The sequence below is a fragment of the Sphingomonas sp. PP-F2F-G114-C0414 genome, assembly GCF_003688595.1.
GTDB lineage: Bacteria > Pseudomonadota > Alphaproteobacteria > Sphingomonadales > Sphingomonadaceae > Sphingomonas.
Genome location: NZ_RCWT01000016.1, coordinates 17518 through 34935 on the forward strand (window position 1 = coordinate 17518; position 17418 = coordinate 34935).

15 protein-coding genes are annotated in these 17418 nt (G+C 59.9%); 8 read left to right on the forward strand and 7 right to left on the reverse strand.

Annotated elements, in window-relative coordinates; translation table 11 throughout:
• The first annotated feature begins 178 nt into the window (after positions 1-178).
• The 7 genes from C8J47_RS17855 (at position 179) to C8J47_RS17885 (ending at position 7410) form a co-directional block, all read left to right on the forward strand.
• Complete coding sequence (locus C8J47_RS17855) at positions 179-1261, forward strand: glycosyltransferase family 4 protein (RefSeq protein ID WP_121886819.1); 1083 nt, start codon at positions 179-181, stop codon at positions 1259-1261.
• Positions 1262-1263: 2 nt separating this feature from the next.
• Positions 1264-2757, forward strand: a complete 1494-nt coding sequence (locus C8J47_RS17860) for an oligosaccharide flippase family protein (RefSeq protein WP_121886820.1) — start codon at positions 1264-1266, stop codon at positions 2755-2757.
• Entirely contained in the window at positions 2754-3671 is a 918-nt protein-coding gene (locus tag C8J47_RS17865; protein WP_121886821.1) for a glycosyltransferase family 2 protein, read from the forward strand. Before C8J47_RS17860 ends, C8J47_RS17865 begins: the two co-directional genes overlap by 4 nt.
• 107 nt (positions 3672-3778) lie before the next feature.
• The gene (locus C8J47_RS17870) at positions 3779-4861 is read left to right on the forward strand and encodes a glycosyltransferase (protein ID WP_183129164.1); all 1083 of its coding nucleotides are present in this window, start codon (positions 3779-3781) and stop codon (positions 4859-4861) included.
• An 86-nt stretch (positions 4862-4947) separates the two neighbouring features.
• Positions 4948-5844: a bifunctional 2-polyprenyl-6-hydroxyphenol methylase/3-demethylubiquinol 3-O-methyltransferase UbiG gene (locus tag C8J47_RS17875; protein ID WP_183129165.1), complete on the forward strand. Its 897-nt coding sequence runs from the start codon at positions 4948-4950 to the stop codon at positions 5842-5844.
• 82 nt (positions 5845-5926) lie between these two features.
• Complete coding sequence (locus C8J47_RS19745; protein ID WP_056056234.1) at positions 5927-6373, forward strand: acyltransferase; 447 nt, start codon at positions 5927-5929, stop codon at positions 6371-6373.
• Positions 6370-7410, forward strand: coding sequence for a glycosyltransferase family A protein (locus tag C8J47_RS17885; RefSeq protein WP_121886824.1), 1041 nt, complete (start codon positions 6370-6372; stop codon positions 7408-7410). Before C8J47_RS19745 ends, C8J47_RS17885 begins: the two co-directional genes overlap by 4 nt.
• A 9-nt stretch (positions 7411-7419) precedes the next feature.
• Here the strand turns inward: C8J47_RS17885 and C8J47_RS17890 are convergent, their stop codons facing one another.
• The 4 genes from C8J47_RS17890 to C8J47_RS17905 all read right to left on the reverse strand — a co-directional run bounded on the left by C8J47_RS17890 (position 7420) and on the right by C8J47_RS17905 (position 11336).
• A complete protein-coding gene (locus tag C8J47_RS17890; protein WP_121886825.1) occupies positions 7420-8424 on the reverse strand; it encodes a glycosyltransferase family A protein in 1005 nt (334 codons plus the stop codon).
• 99 nt (positions 8425-8523) lie between these two features.
• Positions 8524-9627: a DegT/DnrJ/EryC1/StrS aminotransferase family protein gene (locus C8J47_RS17895; protein WP_121886826.1), complete on the reverse strand. Its 1104-nt coding sequence runs from the start codon at positions 9625-9627 to the stop codon at positions 8524-8526.
• Positions 9624-10091, reverse strand: coding sequence for an FdtA/QdtA family cupin domain-containing protein (locus C8J47_RS17900; RefSeq protein ID WP_259467635.1), 468 nt, complete (start codon positions 10089-10091; stop codon positions 9624-9626). Before C8J47_RS17900 ends, C8J47_RS17895 begins: the two co-directional genes overlap by 4 nt.
• A 177-nt stretch (positions 10092-10268) precedes the next feature.
• A complete protein-coding gene (locus C8J47_RS17905) occupies positions 10269-11336 on the reverse strand; it encodes an EpsG family protein (protein ID WP_183129167.1) in 1068 nt (355 codons plus the stop codon).
• A 122-nt stretch (positions 11337-11458) separates the two neighbouring features.
• On the opposite strand from C8J47_RS17905, the gene C8J47_RS17910 reads away from it, so the two are divergent.
• Positions 11459-12616, forward strand: coding sequence for a glycosyltransferase family 4 protein (locus C8J47_RS17910; protein WP_121886829.1), 1158 nt, complete (start codon positions 11459-11461; stop codon positions 12614-12616).
• A 1-nt stretch (position 12617) separates the two neighbouring features.
• Here the strand turns inward: C8J47_RS17910 and C8J47_RS17915 are convergent, their stop codons facing one another.
• The 3 genes from C8J47_RS17915 to C8J47_RS17925 are packed head-to-tail and all read right to left on the reverse strand — an operon-like array spanning position 12618 to position 17399.
• A complete protein-coding gene (locus C8J47_RS17915) occupies positions 12618-13967 on the reverse strand; it encodes an O-antigen ligase family protein (protein WP_121886830.1) in 1350 nt (449 codons plus the stop codon).
• Positions 13964-15217, reverse strand: a complete 1254-nt coding sequence (locus C8J47_RS17920; protein WP_259467636.1) for a hypothetical protein — start codon at positions 15215-15217, stop codon at positions 13964-13966. Before C8J47_RS17920 ends, C8J47_RS17915 begins: the two co-directional genes overlap by 4 nt.
• A complete protein-coding gene (locus tag C8J47_RS17925; RefSeq protein WP_259467637.1) occupies positions 15207-17399 on the reverse strand; it encodes a polysaccharide biosynthesis tyrosine autokinase in 2193 nt (730 codons plus the stop codon). The genes C8J47_RS17920 and C8J47_RS17925 overlap by 11 nt, the downstream gene beginning before the upstream one ends.
• Positions 17400-17418: the final 19 nt, after the last annotated feature.

Sequence of the window (17418 nt, forward strand, 5' to 3'; positions counted from 1 at the left end):
AGGCTCTACGAACGAATGGATAGCGTTTGACCTATAAATCAAAGTCCGGTGGGCAACAGGCATGCGCACTGGAAACCGCTACGTCGGACGATGGCAAAAAAAGCTTTACCGTGTAACAAACCGGCACCATGAGGAGCGCAGCAAGCGGCTAGCCGACAAAGAGAAATTGTAACAGTATATGCGTGTTCTTGCCCTCACCAAATATGAAAGGCAAGCCGCAAGTACGCGACAACGCCTTTTGCAATATCTGCCGATTTTGGCCGATCAGGGAATCGAGGTTGACGTAAAGCCTTTGTTCAACGCGCAATATCTAAGTGATTTGGCGCAAAGCAAACCCAAAAACAGAGTGTTGGTCGCAAAGTCCTATATCAACAGGCTTGGCGTTCTGTTGAAGAACCACGACTATGATCTGAATTGGATACATTTCGAGGCGCTGCCTTTCATGCCGGCATTTGTGGAGCTGCTGGCGATGAAGGGCGGCCCGCCATTCATGGTCGATATGGATGACGCGATCTTCCATCAATATGATGCTCATGCCAATGGTGCTGTCCGCAAGGCACTAGGTGGGAAGATCGCCACCTTGCTCGACCATGCGGCGCTGGTCGTCGCTGGCAATGCGTATCTGGCGGAGTATGTGCGATCGCACGCCGATGTCAGGATCATTCCCACCGTGGTCGACATCGAGGCCTATATTCCCACGAAGCAGGACAGTTCGCCAACGTCCAGGGGTGGGACGGTAGGATGGATCGGGTCGCCATCGACATGGCGCTATGTCGAACCGATATTGCCCGAGTTGCTGCCTCTTATCGAGCGCGCAGGCTGGCGGTTTCGCGCGGTCGGTGCAGGGCCGATGGCAGATCGCCATGCGGGCGTGGACAATATTCCGTGGCAGGAAGCGACTGAGATCGCCGAAGTCCAGCAGATCGATATCGGCATCATGCCGTTGCCGGATGAGCCATGGGCGCGTGGCAAGTGCGGGTACAAGCTGATTCAATACATGGCGTGCGGACTTCCCACGCTTGCGTCGCCGGTAGGGGTGAATGCCCAGATCGTCGAAGACGGCAGGACGGGTTTTCTGTGCACGTCGCCCGAGGCTTGGCGTGATCGCATCGGTTTGCTGATGAACGATGCCGGGCTGCGGGCTGCCATGGGCGCGAATGGCAGGGCGCGGGTCGAGGCGCAGTATTCACTCCAGTCGCAACGATCGGCAATGGCCAATGCCTTCCGTGATGCTGCGCAAGGTCGGCGCCGTGGGAAATAGCCTTGGAAAATAGCGCCGTGGAAAACAGCAACGAATCGATGAAGCGGACGCTGCGGTCCACCGGGCTGATCGGCGGAGCTACGGTGATATCGCTGCTAGTTGGTCTTGGCCGGATGAAGGTAATTGCGCTCTTAACGGGCCCTGCCGGAGTCGGTCTGTTTGGCCTACTTAACGTACTATGGTCCACGGGCTCCGCTTTAGCGGGCCTGAATCTTGGCGTCAGCGGTGTGCGGCAAATTAGCGAGCATGATACCGACACCGAAGCGAGGTCTTTAGCAGAGTCTGCGGTCTGGTATTTTGCGCTTGTCGCGGCGGTCGTCGGCGGGGTCGGTCTGTGGGGGTTTGAGAGGTTCTATACAGATGGTGCCGGCGCTTCGCCAACCGTGCCGTGGATTGCTCTGGCGGTTGCAGTCGCGGTGATCAACGCCGCGCAACTTGTCTTTCTTCAGGTTTACAGCCGTATCGGCGATATTGCCCGTATCCGCATTTATGGTTCTGTGCTCGGTGCGATTGCTGGCGTAATCGCGGTTGCCGCGACTGGAACACCGGGCCTGTATATGGCGGTGCTTGCAATGCCGTTGGCAAGTTTGCTGGTTACGGTTCCCTATTTTCGTCGAGTGCCCCGCATGCCTTGGCGCCGGTTTGATAAAGCGGTTCTGGGCGAGTGGCGTGCGCTCTTGATGCTCGGTATCGGCGTATCCGTAGCGGCTTGGATAGGCAATTTTGGCCAGCTTTGGGTAAGGTGGATTATTACCGAACGCGGTAATCTTCAGGCAGCGGGCTTCTTTCAGGCAGCCTACACCCTAACCAATGTGAATCTCAGCATAGTTTTGGCCGCTATGAGCGTAGAATATTTCCCTAAACTTAGTTCTTCAGCAGATAATTCTTCCGGCCTTACGGATATATTGAATGAGCAATATAGGCTAGCATTGATATTATCGGCGCCGATATTAATATCAGCAGTAGCTGCAGCGCCATGGATTATGCCATTACTATACAGTAAAGATTTTTCTAATGCCGTGCCATTGTTTCAGTGGCAAGTAGCTGCGGACAGTCTGAAAATACTAAGTTGGGCGCTTGGATATATTCTTATAGTTACACGTAGTGTGTTAGGATTTATTGCAGCGGAATTAGCTTTTGACGTATTTTTGGTTGGAGTGCCATGGATATTCTTTGCGACTATGGGCCTCAACAGTATTGCCGTTGGATATGCTGCCGGCCTGATATCGTCGGTTGCAGTGTCGGTGATATTAAGTATGCGGCGGGGTGTAAGATTATCATGGGAAAACTGGGCAGTAACTCTGGTCGTGTGCGCTAGCGCAGTTGGCATATGCCTCGTTTCGATTGAATCGCACATTGCAGGGCTTATGGTCGGTATGCTGGTCGCAACAGTTTTCGGAGTCCGTGGACTGAAAGCGATAGGCGCCGCTGATGCAGCCATAGGCGAACGCCTGAGGCGGATCATCGGAAAATTCAAAGGGGCGGTACGCTTATGACGCTAGTATCGGTCATTGTTCCAATGTGGAACGACGCATCCTATATTATTGAGTGTCTTAACTCCATCGATACTACCGATGACATGATTGGTGAGGTCATTGTCATTGACAATGCCTCAACGGATAATTCGGTTTCATTGGTAACCTTGGCGAATATACCTAAAGTTAAAATAGTTCGTAACTCTGCTAATGTGGGGGCGGCAAGGGCTCGGCACCAAGCCATAGCATTATCGTCCTATCCATTGATCACCTTTCTCGACTCAGATGATATTCTTGGTCCCAACGCAGTAAGAGATGCGGCTTCGGACCTAGTTAATCGTCAGCTCGACATTTCAATATATACTATGCTAAGACTTGATTCAAGTGGAAAGACTCATTTTTATATACCGCCGTTAACAGAAGTTATTAGTGGAAATGAGGCTTTTGGTCGAACGATCGGTGGGTGGGCAATTCATCCTATGGGTGTATTTAAAAGAGAAGTTTACGATACGGCCACAAATGACTTTGATTTTCATGGTCACTCGGATGACGAGGTAATTACGCGATATATTTTTCTATCTGCTGCACAGGTAGGTGGAAATCAGGGAGTTTACCTATATCGTGACAGGACTCGCGAATATACTGCTCAGCAAATATTAGGGCAGGCTCTTACAAATATGCGAACTTTACGGCTTGCTATCCAACATGGTGTTGCCGTTAACAAGTTACGCATCGCGAGGAACAACATTATTTTAAATCTACTGGCTATCGTCAAAAGGGGAATTCCGTTTGCCAAAGATAAGCCGGTAATATTGGATATTGCTAAAAGTGTAGTTGCACTTGATATACCTTGGCATATTCTGGATATGCCATATAGGGTCGCGATATACCTGCTTCGCCCTTTTTTGTCACTCCGTCATGGTCGCCATAGGTGAAGAGAGTTCTTTTCGTCACATGGGATGGCCCGCAGGTCAGCTATGTCGAAGGTCTCTTCGTTCCGATCTTCAAGGCTCTTGGGGGCAGGGGGTTTCATTTCGACATCGTGCAGTTCCGCTGGGGTTCCGATGACACCGCCGAGCCGCTGAAGCGCGTCTGCGCCGATGCCGGTATCGGCCTCCGCCTTCACAATGTTCTGCGGCGCGGGGGCAGCATGGGGGCGATGGCAACTGCAGTCGTCGGCGCGCGAGCCGTGCGGTCGGCCGCTGCGGCGTTCGGTAGCGATGTCATCATGCCGCGTAGCCTGATGCCGGCGCTGGCCATTCTGGCAGGGCGTCGCTGGACGCAGCCTATCATATTCGACGCGGACGGACTGCCGGCCGACGAGCGGGTGGAGTTCGCGGGTGTCGATGCGAATGGTGCGCCCTATCGTTTGCTCCGCGAGATCGAGGCGTCGATGGTTCGGAAGGCCGATATCACGATCGCCAGAACCGATGCGGCCCGGGATATCCTTCTCGCACGTGCCGGGCCGGTGGTATCGCCGGCCCGGGTGCGCATCGTCACCAATGGGCGCGACGCAACGCTGTTCGCGCCCATCCCGCAAGCCGAACGGGTGCGTATCCGGACCGAATTGGGGGTGGCGACGGATACGCCGCTGATTGTGTATGCCGGATCCGTGGGGCCGCAATATCGGCTGGAGGAAAGCGTCGGATTGCTGGCTGCGGTGCGGCGCAAGCGGCCTGATGCCAAGCTGTTGATCCTGACCGGCTCGCCCGACCTGGTGCCTGACGCCTTGGCCGCTGTGCCGTACAGCCCGCACCATGTGATCGTCCGCCGTGTCCCACCCGATGCGGTATCGGCCTATCTTGCCAGCGCCGACCTCGCTACCGCATACCGGAACACCGGATTCTCCATGCGCGCGGTCGCACCGGTCAAGGTCGCCGAATATCTATTGTGTGGAACGCCAGTGGTCGGCACGGCAGCGATCGGTGATGTGCGGAGCGCGGTCGCGGCAGGGGTCTTCATGGACGAAAGTGCAGGCCACGATGCTGCGGCCGAGTGGCTAGAAGAACGGTTGATGACGGCCGACGCCGAAGACATTCGGCGATACGCGCGCGAGATCGGTCTTGCACACTTCTCTTTGGATCGTGCCGTCGGCGATTATGCGACCGCACTGGAGGCGATATGACAGCATTTGGAACGCCCTCTCGGTCATTATATGATTTTGAGGCTCGGACGGTTTGCCCTGCGTGTGAATGCCCGGACAGCACGATATTGTTCGAAAGCGGGTTTGATCAGGCCGGGATCGGTACGTTTGTCCGGACCTATTACGGCGTCGATACCGCAAGGCTTTCACGAGCGACCTACCGACTTGATCAATGCGCAAAATGCGATCTGGTATATCAGCATAATGTCGGTTCGGACGAGCTGTTGCGCGATCTCTATACCGATTGGGTCGAGAACCCGCAGGATCCGGAAGCGGAAATCGATACGTACCGGCGCGATATCCGGGCGCCGCTGCTGTCCCGCGATGCACATGAGGTGATGGCCGCCGCGTCGTATCTGGGCGTTCCGCTACAGGAGTTGCGGACGTTGGATTTCGGCATGGGGTGGGCATTGTGGGCGCGCATAGCAGCGATCCTCGGTTGCCAATCCTACGGATCCGACCTGTCGCAGTCGCGCATGGATTTCGCGCGTTCACACGGAGTGAAGGCCGTCGATCTGGAAGAGATCGATACGCTTCAGTTCGATTTCATCAACACCGAGCAGGTGTTCGAGCATCTGATCGCGCCGCTCGATATGCTCCGGCATCTGGCTCAGGCGCTGCGCACTGGTGGCATCTTGAAGATATCGGTGCCGACCGCCCCGGACCGGATGTCGCTCATAAAGCTTCTGCGCGATGGAGAGTATGCCGGCGATTATCCGACGATCGTGCCGGTTCAACCGCTGGAACATGTCAACCTCTTCTCCCGGCCGGCAATCGAGGCGATGGCAGCCGCTGCAGGGCTGGAGCCGGTCCTGCCAAGCATGCGTCATCGGTTTGCCTTCTTGCAGCACCGCGGCGCTGTCGATCTCGGCAAACCGAAAACGTTTGCAAAGGAGATGATCCGCCCCTGGTATCAGCATCACGACCGCCGCAACCTCTTCGTCTGGCTGCGCAAGTTAGAGTGAACGATACCGCGTGACGGTTACGTACTCCGTAGGCGTCATCCTCAGGACCGTGCACCAATTCTCTCCATATCGGATACCCAAGATGATTCACCCTTTGGCAAACGTGATGTCCGATGTCATCGGGGAGGGGACCCGCATCTGGCAGTTCTCCGTTGTCCTGGCCGGTGCCGTGATCGGTCGAGATTGCAATCTGAACGCCCATACTTTGGTCGAGGGCGGCGCGATATTGGGCGACCGCGTGACACTGAAGTGCGGCGTCTATGTCTGGGATGGCATAACGCTGGAGAATGACGTTTTCTGCGGGCCCAATGCCACCTTTACCAACGACAAGCGGCCCCGTTCCAAGCAGCATCCCACGGCTTACGCGCAAACCGTGGTCGAGCAGGGGGCTAGCATCGGTGCCGGTGCGATCATATTGCCGGGCGTGCGTATCGGCAAAGGCGCGATGATCGGCGCGGGGGCCGTCGTGACCCGCGACGTGCCGGCGGGGGCGACGATGGTGGGCAATCCCGCGCGGGCCGTCCAATGACCAGTACAAGCACCATGCCGGATGATAGCGTCGTAGCGACCGCTAAACCGCCCTTGCTCACCTTTTGCATCATGGCGTTCAACCAGGAGCAGTTCGTCGAAACCGCGATGCGTGCGGTGTTTGCCCAGACCTACAAAAATTTGGAGATCATCGTCAGTGACGACGGTTCGTCCGACGGAACGATGCGCCGTATGGAGGCGGTCGCGGCGACGTACGAGGGGCCACATCGCCTTGTGGTGCGCCGTAGCCCGACCAATCGCGGGGTCCTTCATCACCTCCTGGACATAGCCGAGCTGGCATCGGGCAGTTTGCTTATCGTCAGCGCGGCGGATGACGTGTCGCTGCCCCGGCGCACCGAGGTTATGGCCACTGCATGGTCCCGCCAGCCCTATGCGGCTGCGTTCGCCGACTATGCGGTGATCGACGACATCGGCACGATCATCGACGATCATTACCGGTTCGACGATTCAGGATTTTCCCCGCAGGACTATATTCCCGAGACCAAGGGGATAAACATCCACGGCGCCTCGTCGGTCTACGACATAGAGCAATTGAAGGCGCTGGGCCGACCCCGGGACGACGAGATGGTCTTGTTCGAAGATACCTGGCTCGGGTTGGCGTTCGCGTCGATGGGCGCTCGCATTGCCCATGTTCCCGACGTGCTGGTCCAATATCGCCGCCATTCGGGCGCGCTGACCAATTTCGAGAGCGCAGCCGGGACCGATCGCGAAGCGATCGAACGGGCAGACCGTGAATGGCAGCGGCGTTCTGCCGCCTTCGGGACAACGCTCGACAGTTTCAGGAGATGGCATGGGCGGCAGGCTGAAGGCGAATTCCCCTTATCCAACCGGATCGATCGCGATATTGCCTATTTCGATCGCGTAGGCCGATGGAGCGATCTGAGCACATCGTCGCGACTGATGACGTTCCGCTTCGCAAGTCGCCGATGGATGAAGAGCGCCGTTGGAATCCGCGTTCTGCCCATGATCGCACGAACCCGCCTGCAACAGCTTAGACAAACATCGAAAGCTAGGTGAGCCGCACTGTCACCTATCGGCTTTAGAACGAATGTCGGCGCGCGCGCGTCTGAGACGGGAGCGCAGAGGTCGCGGTAAGGCGGCAAGTACGAGGTATCGTGCGTTCTGAGCGGCGAATTCCACAAGGGGTGCGGCATTTCGCCGTCGGCGGAAGAGCGTCAGATACGCCTTCCAAGACAAGGCAAACTCACCGACTCCCGCCGAAGCGCGACCCATGCCGGCATAAAAACCGTTCTCCATCGCCAGATATTCTGCTGCGGTGAAACGGTCGCGATATTTGGCAAGCGTTATGAACGGATCGTTGAAGAACAACTCGACCCTCGTCGCCAGATTGTCTGCTCGGGCGGATTTCACGATTTGTGGGGTCGGATCAAATCCGATCGCGTAGCCATGGGCAGCGACCGCTGCATAAAAATCCAGATCCTCGCCAACGAGCGTTTCGTCAAATCCGCCGACTTGGTCGACCACCGATCGCCTTACCATGATACTTGGTGCGATCGCGGTAACGCCGCGAGCAACGAGTTCCTTGAAACACAAACCTTCGGCGGGCCGATAGCTGCCAAGCAGATTCACCGGTGGTCCGCCGTCCTCGCTCTGAATCAAACCGTTGGCGTGGACCATGCCCGTCGTCGGACCTGCCGCGCTGAACATCGCGATTTGCCGCGCGATCTTTTCGGGCAGGAACCAGTCGTCCGACGCCAGTATCGCAATATATTCACCGTGCGAAGCGGCTATGCCGGCATTCAGTGCGGACGATACGCCGCCATTCTTTTTCGCTATGATCTTGAAGTCTTTTTCCGACTTGCTGCGAACCTGCTCTATCACCGCGAGCGTATCATCGGTTGATCCATCATCGACCACGATCAACTCGATGTGGCGATAGGTCTGGGTCAAGACGCTGCGAATTGCGCGCTCGACATATTTATCGTGATTATAGGCGGGGATGATTACACTGACCAAGGGGTGCTCAGAATTGATCATGGATGATCCTGTTGAAATGGCATTGAGTAACATGCCGCATAGGTATCGTATCTGGCGCCCGGCGGTGCCCTGATCCGTGTGAACAGGACACGCGATTGATTGAAAAGATCGCCATATCAGGCAGCGATCGGCTTATATCACACACTTCCTGATAGCCTCGGCAACTCGCCTGGCATCGTCGAGGGCAAGATGCGGTCCTATGGGCAGGCTCAGCGTTTCTCGGGCAAGCCGCTCGGCGATCGGGAAGCTACCTTTGCCAAGCCCCAGATCGGCATAGGCCTGCTGCAGATGGGGCGGGATCGGATAGTGGAGCTGAGTCGCGATTCCCTGCTCCGCCAGGGCGGTACGGATCGCGTCGCGGTGTGGCGAGTGGATGACGAACAGATGCCAGACGGGGTTGGCCCATTCGGGCACATGCGGCAACTGGATCGGGCAATCCGCCAACTCGGTCAGATAGAGGGCCGCGACCTGGGCACGGCGGGCGTTCCACGCGTCGAGATAGGGCAGTTTCGCCGCCAGCACCGCGGCGTGAAGCGGATCGAGCCGGGAATTGACCCCGCGCTCGTCGTTCACGTAACGCAGACGCGAACCGTAATTCCCCAGGACGCGGATACGTTCGGCGAGGTCGGCATCGTCGGTCGTGATCGCTCCGCCATCGCCCAAAGCGCCGAGATTTTTCGACGGATAGAAGCTCCAGCAGACGATATCGCCATATCCGCTGCCGACGCGCTGTCCTCGATATCGCGCACCATGCGCCTGGGCCGCATCCTCGATCAGTCTCAGGCCATGGCGGTCGGCGATATCCTTGATCGGCGCCATATCGGCCGGCTGGCCGTATAGGTGCGTCGGGATTATCGCCCGGGTTCGGGGCGTAATCCGCGCCTCGATCAGCAAGGGATCAAGATTGCTGCTGATCGGATCCGGTTCGACGAAAATCGGTGTAGCGCCAGCCATCGTTATGGCCAGCGCCGTCGCTACGAACGAATTGCTGGCGATGATGACCTCGTCGCCGGCACCGATGCCCAGCGCGCGGATCGCCAGGTGAAGGGCATCCAGCCCGTTGCCCACGCCGACGCAGTGCTTGGCACCGCAGAAATCAGCAAAACGCTCTTCGAACCGCGTGCAGATGGGGCCGCCCACGAACCAGCCGCTGGCCATGACCTCGGCGATCGCGGTATCGATCTCGTCCTTCAACTCGTCGTAGATAGGTTTTAATTCGAGGAAGGAAATCGTCATGCTAGCCTGCTAACCGTTTCGAGGAAGCGGTCATAGTCGCGTATGTAGTCGGCTTCGTCATAGGCATGGTCTGCGAGGACGAGCAGCACGGCATCTGCAGAAAAGTTACGCATTTCCCGCCACATCATGGCCTGGATCAGAAGCCCACGATCGGGACGATCGAGCAAATACGCGGTTCTTTCCTGCCCATCGTCCAAGATCATCTCGCAGCTCCCCGCCACGCAGACCGCAAGCTGGCGCAAGGCGACGTGCGCGTGAAACCCCCGCTCCACTCCCGGCTGCGTCCCGAAGATGTAGTAAATGCGTTTCACGTCGAACGGTACGGTGCTCCCCCCCTCGATCGCGATCAGGCTGCCGCGGTGATCGCCCAGTACCGGCAATTGCCGAATCAGCGGGTCGGACGTACCTTGCAATGGTACTTCGACAGACGGCATTTGGCTGTCATCAGGTTGAAAAGCATTCATTCGCCGCCAGTATCAGTCGCACCACGGCAGTGCAATGAGCAGGCTCAGACGATCTCGACGCGTCATCGATGTCGTATGCGGGACCCAAACTCTCGATATATTCTTCCCGATGATTTACGGGTGTTTATGACAGCGGGTCCGACGTCCAGCGTCGACGTCGAGGTCTGATCAAGCCAGCTATTGTCCGAGGTCATCTGCCCTAAGCACTGTATCGTACGGTTTCCACAGCTCAGCGTTATCGGCAAAATTGAGCCAAACGAACTGAACTGCAAAACTGTAACCGATTACCACCAGCACTCCCGACAAATGCGGTCGGCCGGTGGTCGATAGCGCGTAGGGAATACGCGAGAACGTCACCACCTGTAACGGGATCAGGAACAGGGCGATGCGATCGACGCCTGACGAGGCCGAAAATACCAATAGGCCGATGACAGACAAGATCGATAGGATCGAGCAGTTCGTCCAAAAACTCTTTGCAAAGTCTTCCAGCCCGAGCCGATTTCGCAATAGCAGCATAAGAATGGCCGCGATCACGTTCATCGCTACGCGAATGGCTGCACCCTGCGAATTATAGTCGCTGTTGACGTAATTGTTGATCAGGTCGTCGGAAGAACTGCCCAGAAAAACGTTGAACAGCAGCGCGAATGCGACCGCACCCACGATGCCGAGCAACGGACTACGCACCACCACCGGCAGCAGGAGGATCGGCAGGAACAGGATCGCGGTCTTGTGAAACAGGGCCGCGAAGGCGATCATCAGCACCAGTCGTCCCAGCCGCTTCGGCGACGCATCGGCGACGGCCCAGCAGATGATGCCGATCGCAGCAGCCTGGCGTGTATAGCCCATCGCGACGACGATGATGAGATACGGCACCGCGACCAGGACGGCCAACCACGGATTGGGTTGCCGCCACGCAAGTCGCGCCAGGCCTGCCATGAACAGGATGCCGCACCCCAGGTTCGGAAACCAGATGCCCCAGTCCGCGCCCGCGGATATCCAGTTCAGAAACGCATATCCCGGATCGGTGGTCGTCAGTGCAGGCCCGAGCGTCTGAAACGCAATGATCTCGTACATGTTAAGATAGGTGAACCAGTCGCCCCCGACATTGTAGCGGAGCCCGATCATCAACGCAGTCAGCGTTGCGGCAAAAATATAGAATGCGCGATTATACGCCTGATATTGCCGACGGGCGAACTGAACCGCACCGGCTGCCCATATCGCAAACAAAATCCAATACGCGGTCACGTCTGCCTCGGCACAATGTAAGAGGCGTCCATGCGATCCACCGACACAGCTATAGCGCTCGCGCTTGGCAGGTCTAGCCGGTAGAGCCTGCGCCATAACCGGAAAGGGATGAACCGACTGTCATGGCTGGCGCTATCGTATTGTCGATCAATACCTCCTGGAACATCGTGAATTTCCGCAGCAACCTGATCGCTCGACTGCAGCGTGAAGGCTATGACGTCGTCGCGATCGCGCCGCGTGATGGACATAGCGAGGCGCTAATCGCGCTGGGGGTCCGATATTTCCCGATCGAGATCGACAGCAAGGGGCTCTCGCCGGTCCGCGATCTGAAGCTTGCCGCAGCGTATCTCCGTATCCTGAAACAGGTGCGGCCGGTCGCGTTCCTCGGCTGGACGATCAAGCCCAATGTCTACGGCTCGCTGGCCGCGCACGCGCTCGGTATCCCGGTCATCAACAACATCTCCGGGCTCGGCACCGCGTTCATCAAGATCGGCCTGGTCACGCGGGTGGTGCGGCTGCTCTACCGGGCCGCGCTGGCACGGTCGGCGACGGTGTTCTTCCAGAACCGCCACGACCGCGATCTGTTTGTGGCGCAGCGGCTGGTCCGCGAAGCGCGGACCGCGCTGCTGCCGGGGTCGGGGATCGATCTGGCGCAGTTCGTGCCCGAACCTGCCGGGGAGGGGGCGCCTCTGGTCCTGCTGATGGTCGCGCGGCTGTTGCGCGACAAGGGCGTGGTCGAGTTCGCCGATGCCGCGCGGATCGTCCGCGCCAGCCGGCCCGATGTCGAATTCCATCTGCTCGGCTTTCTCGACGTCCAGAACCGCACCGCGATCGACCGTGCGACCGTCCAACGCTGGGAACAGGAGGGCACGCTGCGCTATCTCGGCGAGGCGGCCAATGTCAGGCCGCATCTGGTCCGCGCCGCTGCCGTCGTGTTGCCGTCGTACCGCGAGGGCATGCCGCGCTCGCTGCTCGAGGCGGCTGCAATGGGGCGGCCCTTGATCGCCACCGACGTACCCGGCTGTACCGAGATCGCGCGCGCCGGCGAGAACGCCTTCCTGTGCACCGTGCGCGACGCACGGTCGCTCGCCGATGCGATGCTCGCGTTCCTCGCCCTGGACGCGGACGCGCGTGCGGCGATGGGGCGCCGCAGCCGCGAGATCGCCGAGCGCGAGTTCGACGTGTCGGTCGTCGAGGCGCGCTATCTGGAAGCGATCGCGTCCGCGACGGGCGGCGCGATCGCTGAGGCGACCAGCACAACGGCGGTCGCGCCCGTCTGAGCTACAGGCTCATGTGCCGCGCGGAGGACGGCGCACGACTGCGTCGCGTATAGGGGCGCACCCCCGACATCAGGCCGATGCAGGCGGCGAAGACCGCGGACAGCGCCGCGGTGCGCAGCGGATAGTCGACGACGCTGTGCAGCAGGATCGCGGCGGTCGCGATGACAGCGGCCTGCGCGAACGGATCGGGCTCCTCGGCGCGCCAGATCGCGCGCAGGCGCACCACCCACCACGCCAGGAACAGCGCCGCGAACGCGATCCCGACAATGCCCGTTTCGAGCAGCAGCTCGAGCCAGTCGCTGTGCGCATGGTTCATGTAGGTCGGCGTGACCGAGGCGAGCGGCTCCTGCGTGCGATAGATCGGCTGGAAGCTGGCGGTGCCCGAGCCGATCGGGAAATACGCGCGTGCCGCCTGGAAGGTGAGAGCGAACGAGGTCTGGCGCGACAGCTCGGCATTGGCCTTTTGCGCGCCGAACAGGTTGTTGCCGAACGGACCGACGACGATCGTGACGATGGCGGCCAGCGAGACCAGCCCGGTGGCGACGATCAGGCCGCGCTGGACGACGGCGCTGCGTCGCCGCCCGAACGTCAGCCACGAGACGAGCGCCACAGGTACGCTGAGGCCGATCCCCGCGAGCGAGGAATTGATCAGCAGGCCGACGAAGATGACCGCATAGGTCGCGCCCACAAGCAGGTGGACCGCCGAGGCGCTGCGCTGCGATTTGCTGCGCCGCAGCAGTGTCGCCTGGAGCGCGGCGAGGAACGGGATGCAGACCAGCAGCAGCGTCGCATTGTGGTTAGCGTTGGCGAAGAACCCGACCGCGACACCGTAATTGGTGATCGCATAGAGGTAGGCGCCGGTCCCGCCGATGACCTGCAAGGCGCCCAGCGCGACCGAGGCGAGCGTGACCGCGACGATCGTCGCGGCGATCCAGCGACCGCGAAACGCGCCGAGCACGACCACGCTCAACAGCACGGCGATCGCCGGCAGCAGCCACAACAGGCTCGACAGCGCGATATCGGGCGCCAGCGTCAGCGGTAGCCAGGGCAGCGGGATGCCGAGCAGCCGATAGCCGTCCACGACGGGCGCGCGACCCGGCAGCAGAGTCCACAGCGCGGGCGGGAGGGGCACGAGTTGCAGCACCGCGATCGCGACGAAGATCGCGAGCAGGCCGAGCGGCGCGCGGATCTGTGCTGGCGGGTGCTCCTGCAGCATCGTCCACAGCGCCCAGCCGATCAGCGGCAGGCTCGTGATCTGGAGAATGAAGTTGGCGGTGAAGCCCGCCGCGCTCGCACCTCCGAGCAGCAGGCAGGCCAGCAGGAAGACGGGAACGATCGCGTGGCGGATCATGGCGTGGAGTCCGGTACGGGGCGAAGATCCAGATCGCGCAGGGTCACGCTCAGCGGCGCGGGAAACTCGCCGGCTTCGCCGCGCAGCGTCAGGATCTGGCTCGGGCAGTTTGCCGGCACCACGACATCGGCCGCGATACGGTGCGGTTTGGTGGTCGCGGTGACGGGAAGCGTCATCAGCGGATCGCGCGTGTCGGCTGCTGCCGCCTTGCACGCGAGCGTCCAGGCTAGCGTGGTCGTGGCATCGGTCTTGCCCGGATCGACGGTTATCGCGAAGCGGTAGCGCCCCGGCCGCAGCACCAGCAACTGGCTCGCCAAGGCACCGCTGTCCCGCCCATAATACTCCACCACCATACTCCCACTCCGCAAATCCGCTGCGCCAAGGCTGCTGGCGGTCAGCGTCCAGTCGAACGGGGGGGCTGCCCTGGTTTCGCGAAACCCGGCATTGGTGATCGGCATCGCCGCCTGCGCAGCTGATATGCCGTAGATACGTTGCCATACCGACCGTGCGGCTGCGTACTGGCTGCGCTCGACGAGTCGGTTCACCAGAACGGGACCCCAGCTCTCGGCATTGCCTGCATCGGCGCGCGCGGCCGGACTCGCGAGCGCGAAGATCGCATCCGGCGCGATGGCCGACTTGGCCAGAGCGATCAGCACCGCGCGTTCGAGTACCGGATCGGTGTTCAGCGTGCGGCGGACCGCCTCGCGGGTTTCGGGCGCCATCGTCATCTGTGCCATCGCGGTCGCAATCGGTGCCTGCGCCGCGCCGAGAATGCGTGCGAGGACGGAGAATTGCGTTGCGGCGTCGGCGTAGTGCGCGGTCCGCAGATAGCGATCGAGCAGCAGCAGATGAATCAACCGCTGGCGCGGATCGAGCCGTTGTCCGGCTTCCAGCGTCGCGACCGCGCGGTCCGGTGTATTGTCGAGCAACTGTTGATGCCCGAGGATCAGATAGGCACGCGCATCAAGCGGCGCGGCCGCAGCCGCCCGCCGGACGGCGTCGAGAGTTTGCGCATCGAGGATACCGTGTTGCGCGACGAGCCTTGTGGCCGTTCTACCTAGTACGACGCCGGGATCATCGGCAGCCAAGCGTGCGATTTCGCCTGACGAAGCCGGCAGCGTATTGACCATCGCGGATTTGAACGACAGCCAACCGAGTGATAGGCCCGCGACCGCCAGGACAGCAGCAGAGGCCATGCCGCGAACGCTCAGGGCGTTGCGCGGCGTACGTCTGCCGTTCTTACGGCTCATCGTGCATCGTCAGCATGATCCGGCGCTTCTTGTCATTGTCGTCGGCAACGTAGCGATACTGATCCTTGGTCTGTCCATAGCCATAGCCATAGCCGTACGATGCCTGCGCTTGAAAGCGCGTGAGGATGGCGCCGACCATATGCGCGCCTGCAGTACGCAGGCGGTTTTGCGCTTCGACGACTGCCCGTGTTCTGGTGCGGCCGGATTCGATCACCATCAGCGTCGCCTGCGCGATCGACGACAACAAAGGAGAGTCTGCGAGACCAAGGATCGGTGGACCGTCGATCACGACGACGTCGAAGGTCGCGGAGGCGTCGGCGAGCAGCGACGCGAAGCGTGCCGAGGCGATCAGTTCGGGTGGGCTCGGTGGAATGGTGCCCGATGGCATGATCCACAATCCCTCCACATCGGTGTGCAGGACGTGCTCGCTCAGCGAACCCGTGTTGGTGAGGATATGCGACAGGCCGATATTGTCGCGCCCGGTAACGAAGGCGGGACGGCGCATGTCGGCATCGATCAGCAGGACGGACTTGCCCAACCGCGTAAAGCTGTGCGCGAGCGCCCACGCCGACGTCGATTTACCTTCTGCCGGACGCGTGCTGGTGACCAGCAGCGTCTTGGGCGCGCCGCCTTCGGTCACGAACTGCATGGCCGATGCGGTCGACAGATAGGCCTCGGCAACCGGCGACAGCGTATCCTTCAATTCCTCGACGGGCTTTGCACTCTTGGCAGTGGGGATGCCCCCCAGGAAAGGTAGCTGCAGCTTGTTGCGGACGTCGTCGGGTGTCTTGATGGTGTCGTTGATGAACTCGAGGGCGATCGCGGCCAGCATGCCGGCAACAAAGCCCAGCACAGCACCGATCAAAAGATTGAGATACAGGTTAGGGGAAAACGCCCCGCCCGGAACCAGGCCGCGATCGACCACCGATGCGACTGCGGTGCCAATACCGCCAGCGACCCCGATCTCCTTGTAGCGCTGCAAAAGAGCATCGTAGAGCGTACGGTTGGTATCAACGTCACGCTTGAGAATGTTATACTGGATCAGCCGGCCACGTTGATTGAGCACCGTGCCGCTAAGCCCGGACACTTGCGCACGAAGTCGGTCTTCCTCGGCGCGTGCCGCCTGGAAATCCTGACGGAGCGTGCCGACGCGATCAGAATTAGCGGTGCGCGTCTCGGTGACCACTGACGCCCGTAAGGCATCGATGCGCGCCTTGAGCGCGACCATTTCGGGATAGTCGGGACGGAACGTCTGGAGTTTCTGCTGATATTCGGCATCGAGCGCAGCGATCTGCGCGCGTAACGGTGCAGCGTTAGCGCTTCCCTCAGTCGTTGCACCGCCTAGGGTCGCCTCGCGATATTTCTGTTCGGCTGCGATCCGGCGTGCCTGGGTGGCGGCAAGAGCGGTGTTCAGCGAGACGAGCGAACTGCCGGTGAGCGAATTGGTGTCGCTACCTTCTTCGCTGCTACCCGTGCTGATCAGCCGTTGCTGTTGCGCATAGGTGGTAAGCCCGCGTTCCGACTTTTCCAGGTCACGCCGTGTGGTCGCGATCTGGCGCTGAAGGAATTCCCGCGCGTAGGATGACGACTGGTAGCGTCGTTCTAGATTGGTCGCGATATATGCGTCGGTGATACCATTGACGACCTTCGCTGCAAGTTGCGGATTGCGTGCAACGAACGATACGATAACGATCATGCTCTGCGGCTGAAGCTTTACCTTCGTTCCGCCTTGTACGAACCCTGCCGCGATCTCGGTGTTGGCGGTGCGATCGGTACTCTCACCGACAATTGCCGGGTCGGCAGCAAGATTAAGATTTTGTGCGACGCGTTCGGCGAGCGCTCGACTGCCAAGCAGGGAAAGTTGCGTGCCGACGAAATTGGTATCGTTGCGCCCGCTGCTTTGCCGCCCACCCTTATTCCCTTCGTCTGCCATGATCTCTACCTCTGGTGGGTTGAGCTCAAGCGTGGCGACGGAGCGATACTTTAGAGGTGTCAGCAGCGTGATGAGCACCGCTGCAGCAATGCCAGTGCCGATCGCTGCAAGGATCAGCCAGCGCCATTCGACGGCGATGCGCCACAACAGCGACAACGAAAGTTCGCGACTGTTATTCGAGGTTCCATACCCGCCATACCCGCTTTCCGGGGTCAAAGGGGCGAGATCGCGGCGCTGATCCGGTTGCACGGTCAGGTTTGTAGGACCC